The organism is Mesorhizobium sp. P5_C1, from assembly GCF_054049815.1.
This window is the reverse complement of sequence record NZ_JBFULQ010000463.1, coordinates 1-4,320: the sequence shown is the minus strand read 5'-3', so window position 1 is coordinate 4,320 and position 4,320 is coordinate 1. Positions and strand designations below refer to the sequence as shown.

General features: G+C 61.1%; 4 protein-coding genes and 1 pseudogene. 1 reads left to right on the top strand and 4 read right to left on the bottom strand.

Features of this window, described 5'->3' with window-relative positions; genetic code table 11:
* A partial coding sequence (locus ACXJ7R_RS25840) for a winged helix-turn-helix domain-containing protein (RefSeq protein WP_457154305.1) occupies positions 1–326 on the bottom strand: 326 nt, incomplete at its 3' end.
* Between the two features lie 179 nt (positions 327–505).
* Between ACXJ7R_RS25840 and ACXJ7R_RS25835 the strand changes: the two genes are divergently transcribed.
* Positions 506–1,756, top strand: coding sequence for a flavin-containing monooxygenase (locus ACXJ7R_RS25835; protein ID WP_457154304.1), 1,251 nt, complete (start codon positions 506–508; stop codon positions 1,754–1,756).
* Between the two features lie 299 nt (positions 1,757–2,055).
* On the opposite strand, the gene ACXJ7R_RS25830 is transcribed toward ACXJ7R_RS25835, so the two are convergent.
* The 3 genes and pseudogenes from ACXJ7R_RS25830 to ACXJ7R_RS25820 form a co-directional block, all read right to left on the bottom strand.
* Complete coding sequence (locus tag ACXJ7R_RS25830) at positions 2,056–2,475, bottom strand: Ohr family peroxiredoxin (protein WP_457154303.1); 420 nt, start codon at positions 2,473–2,475, stop codon at positions 2,056–2,058.
* A 55-nt stretch (positions 2,476–2,530) separates the two neighbouring features.
* Positions 2,531–3,568 carry an alpha/beta fold hydrolase gene (locus ACXJ7R_RS25825; RefSeq protein ID WP_457154302.1) on the bottom strand — a complete coding sequence of 346 codons (1,038 nt, stop codon included), beginning with the start codon at positions 3,566–3,568 and terminating at the stop codon, positions 2,531–2,533.
* A gap of 28 nt (positions 3,569–3,596) precedes the next feature.
* A pseudogene (locus ACXJ7R_RS25820) lies at positions 3,597–4,320 on the bottom strand (cytochrome c biogenesis protein DipZ); the annotation flags it as partial.

The following is a 4,320-nucleotide window of genomic DNA, read 5'->3' as shown; positions in this document are numbered from 1 at the left end:
GTGCGGCCGACAGGATCGAGACGGCCGGCAAAGCGATAGCCGATGCGCGGAAGGGTGGCGATCCACTCGCCGCCGTCCGGTGATTGCCCAAGAGCCTTGCGCAACGTGGCGATTTGAACCGAGAGGTTGCTCTCTTCGACCGTCGTGTCCGGCCAGCCTGCGTCTATCAGCTCAGCCTTGGTGAGCACATCGCCAGGCTTTCGGAGCAGCGCAACGAGGATTAAGACGCCGCGGTGCCCGACAGCAACCGGTTCACCGCCGCGAAGCAGCACGCGCCGTTCGGGATCAAGGAGAAACGGGCCGAATGCGAACTGCCGCCCACGCATTGTCGTTATCGTCCGCTTCGGAAATACTTCGGAAACTTTTTGGAGCGGCTTCAAGACGTTCGCCTCATGCTCCACCATAGTACTTTGCGCCGCGGTAAACCGACAAGACCCTCTGAACTGGGCGGAGCAGGGGTCTGATTGGGCTGCCTGAGGCCCTATATGGAGACCCAGGAATAGGCATGCGCCAAGCCAATCACATCGACACGGTCATTGTTGGCGGCGGCCAGGCCGGATTGGCCATGAGCTATCATTTGCGTCAACGCGGCAGAGAACATGTCATCCTCGAACGGCGAAGAGTGGCCGAGCGCTGGCGAAGCGAGCGTTGGGATTCCTTGCGGTTCCAGTTGCCAAACCGCTGGCTGGCGCTGCCGGGGAAACCATATACGGGAATGGACCCTGGCGCTTTTGCGCATCACTCCGAGATTGTGCGCTTCATCGTCGACTACTCCACAGAGATCGCAGCCCCAGTTCGCACCGGCCTTGAAGTCACCAACCTCGACCGCGACGAAGATAGCGGATGCTATTCGCTCGCAACTACCGACGGCCAGATCAAAGCGCGGCATGTCATTATCGCCACCGGTCCGTTTCAGCACTCGATGATTCCGGATTTTAGCCGCGCCGTTCCAGCCTCGGTCTGTCAGATCGATGCCGCCTGCTATCGGAACCCTGAGCGACTGCCGCCCGGCGCGGTGCTTGTCGTGGGCAGCGCCAACTCTGGCTGCCAGATCGCGGACGAACTTTTGCGTAGCGGCCGGCGTGTATTTCTGGCGATCAGCCGCCACAGCCGCGTACCCCGTCGCTATCGCGGCCGGGATATCATCTGGTGGTACGAAGAACTGGGCCGCTTCGATATCACCATCGACTCGTTTCCAGGTAGGAGGTATCCGCCGCCGATTATTCTGACCGGCGTAGGTGGGGGCTATGATCTCGATCCGCGTCACTTGGGCAGCGCGGGCGCTACTCTCCTCGGGCGCGTGCTTGGCATTGCCGATGGCGAGCTTGCGATCGCCGATGATGCCATGGACGTGCTGGCGGCAGCCGACAAAAGCTATGCCGGTTTCGTCGACGCGGCCGACGCTTTGGCCAACATGCGGCCCGCGTGTTTCGAGCTTGACGAAAAGGAGCCTGCGTCAGCGCCACCGATTATCGACGTTGAAACAATCCGAACGCTGAATCTGCGCGTGGAAAATGTTGGCACCATCATCTGGGCGAGCGGATACGGCTATGGCTTCGATTGGATAAAGCTGCCGGTCATCCATGCCGACGGCTCGCCAATCCAGCAGCGCGGTGTGACGGCCTGTCCCGGCGTCTATTTCCTAGGGTTGCATTGGATGCACACATGGCGATCCGCCATTCTCGCTTTTGTAGGTCAAGACGCTGCTTATCTCGCCGATCACATTGATAGATTGGATGCCGGGCTGGAACGATAGGCTGACACTGCGCGAAACGGATCGATGACTTCGCCTCAAGTCCTCCGCAGGGCGGACTAGTCCTAACGAAAGGCAATGAACAGCTTTCAGGATGCTAAGGACGGCGGCGTCCAATTCGGCCATTTCTGTTTCCACTGGACGACGGCGTCGCCGGACCATTCGAAGCCGGCGCTGATGCCGTCTGGTGCGGCAGCCGTTTCCTCGTTCCGCAAGCGGCCCGAAGCGCACGATGCCTACAAGGGGCGCGTATTAGCTGCTGATGTTGGCGACCATCTACGACCCCGAGTGGCCCGATCAGATCAGACGATCCTCGTTATGACATCGACGTTGCCCCGTGTCGCTTTGGAGTAAGGACAAATCTCGTGCGCTTCATCCACCAGAATTTGTACGACATCGCGCTCCAGATCCGGCACGGCAATGTCCAGTTGGACGCTGAGAAAGTGGCCGTTTTCTCCGTAGTTCAGATTCACCTCGGCCTTGATGCTCACCCCTGCAGGCAGCGCGATTTTTCGTTCGTGGGCCGCAGATGCGACTGCGCTTGCGAAGCTGGCCGACCAGCCGGCCGCGAGCAACTGCTCCGGATTGGTGCCTATGCGCGCAGATCCGGGCGCCGAAAGCCAGATGTCCAGAAGGCCGTCGGAGCTGCGCGAGGCGCCATTTTCGCGGCCGCCCGTAGTTGCGGTCCTGGCCGTGTAGACAACCCTTGCGATGCGGCTCATGGGCATTCTTTTTGCTGGCAGCGGTAACCGCCGGGGGCGGTTACCGCGAACTCGATCAGGCGTCGACCTCGACAACGGCATCAGCGAAGGCCTGCGGCGCTTCCTGGGGCAGGTTGTGCCCGATGCCTCCGGTGACAACCCGATGCGCGTATCTCCCTGAGAACATCTTGGCGTACGCGCTCGCGTCCGGATGCGGCGCCCCATTGGCGTCGCCCTCGAGCGTGACCGTCGGCACGCCGATGACCGGTGCCTGCGCGAGTTGCTCCTCAAACGCGTCATATTGCTGCTCGCCGGCGGCCAGTCCGAGCCGCCAGCGATAGTTGTGGACCACAATGGCCACATGATCGGGATTGTCCAAGGCCGCGGCGCTGCGCTCGAATGTGGCATCGTCGAAGTTCCACTGGGGGGACGCGAGTTGCCAGATCAGCTTGGCGAAATCTCGCGTGTATTTCTCGTAGCCAGCGCGGCCGCGATCGGTGGCGAGGTAATATTGATACCACCATTGCAACTCGACCTTGGGTGGCAGCGGCAGCTTGCCGGCTTGCTGGTTGCCGATGAGGTAGCCGCTTACCGAGACCAAAGCCTTGCAGCGTTGAGGCCATAGCGCGGCAATGATGTTCGCGGTGCGGGCGCCCCAGTCGCAGCCGCCGATCGTCGCCTTTTCGATCCCCAGTGCGTCCATCAGGGCGACAATGTCGGCGGCGATCGCCGACTGCTGGCCGTTGCGAATCGTATCGTGCGACAGGAAACGAGTCGGCCCGTATCCGCGCAGGTACGGCACGATCACGCGGTGGCCTTTCGCCGCCAGCCGAGGCGCGACATTGGCATAGGTGTGGATGTCATACGGCCAGCCATGCAGCAGGATGACGGGTGGGCCGTCGGCGGGTCCGAGCTCGGCATAGCCGACGCTCAGCAGGCCGGCATCGATCTGCTTCAAGGGCCCGAAAGACGCCGCCACCGGCTCTCCCGTTGCCTCTTGCGCTTGTGCCGGGCCCATCAGGCCGAACTGAGTGGCGGCGAGAACCATCGCGGTCGCGCCAAAGAACCGTCGGCGTTCTTGGTCGATCTCATCCGGGATATTGAACGAATGCATTTGAGAACCTCTGTTGTTGTCCGGACGATCAGCCAAACGTGAAGGCAAAGACCTCCACGCCCGGGTCGAGAAACTCGATCTCGAACTGGCGATCGACGATGGGTTTCGATTGTCGAATCAGCTGGTACAGGCGCTGCTCTGTCACTGCACCTTCGCCCTTTTCATTGACGTCGACGCCGTAAGCCGTGCCTGGTGGCTGTCCGTCGATCAGCACGCGAAATCTCACGGACGTTCCCGGCGATGCCGGACCCATGACCAGATGAAGGTCGCGTGCGTGGAAACGGTAGACGATGYGGCCGTCGGGCTTGTTCAGTACGGCGTTTTCTTTCCTTACCGTCCAATCGCCCGACAGCCCCCACTCATTCAGGCGTAACCGCGCCGGCAATTCGTAGGCATGCGGCTCGTCCAAGACCAGCTCGCCGCTGGGCGCAAAATTCTGGGTGCGTTCATATCCGGAATAGTTCTCCGGAGACTTGAGGCTTTCCCAATCGGCCGCCGCTTCGATGCCGCGGCCATCCACCGACACAGGCTCACGATCGAAACCACCAGCGCCAGCCTCGGCCAGCAATTCCTGGATGACCATTTCCGATTGTTGGTATGACCCCTCGCCAAAATGACGATACCGGACACGTCCCTGCGAATCGATGAAATAGAGTGCCGGCCAATACTGGTTCCTGAAGGCCCGCCATATGAGATGCTCGTTGTCGACGGCGATCGGATAATCGATCCGCAGGTCTTTCGCCGCCTGGTGC

Bases quoted from the DNA above. Each gene is read 5' to 3' on its own strand.
- ACXJ7R_RS25835 (WP_457154304.1), top strand. From the start codon at position 506: ATGCGCCAAGCCAATCACATCGACACGGTCATTGTTGGCGGCGGCCAG.
- ACXJ7R_RS25825 (WP_457154302.1), bottom strand. From the start codon at position 3,568: ATGCATTCGTTCAATATCCCGGATGAGATCGACCAAGAACGCCGACGG.
- ACXJ7R_RS25830 (WP_457154303.1), bottom strand. From the start codon at position 2,475: ATGAGCCGCATCGCAAGGGTTGTCTACACGGCCAGGACCGCAACTACG.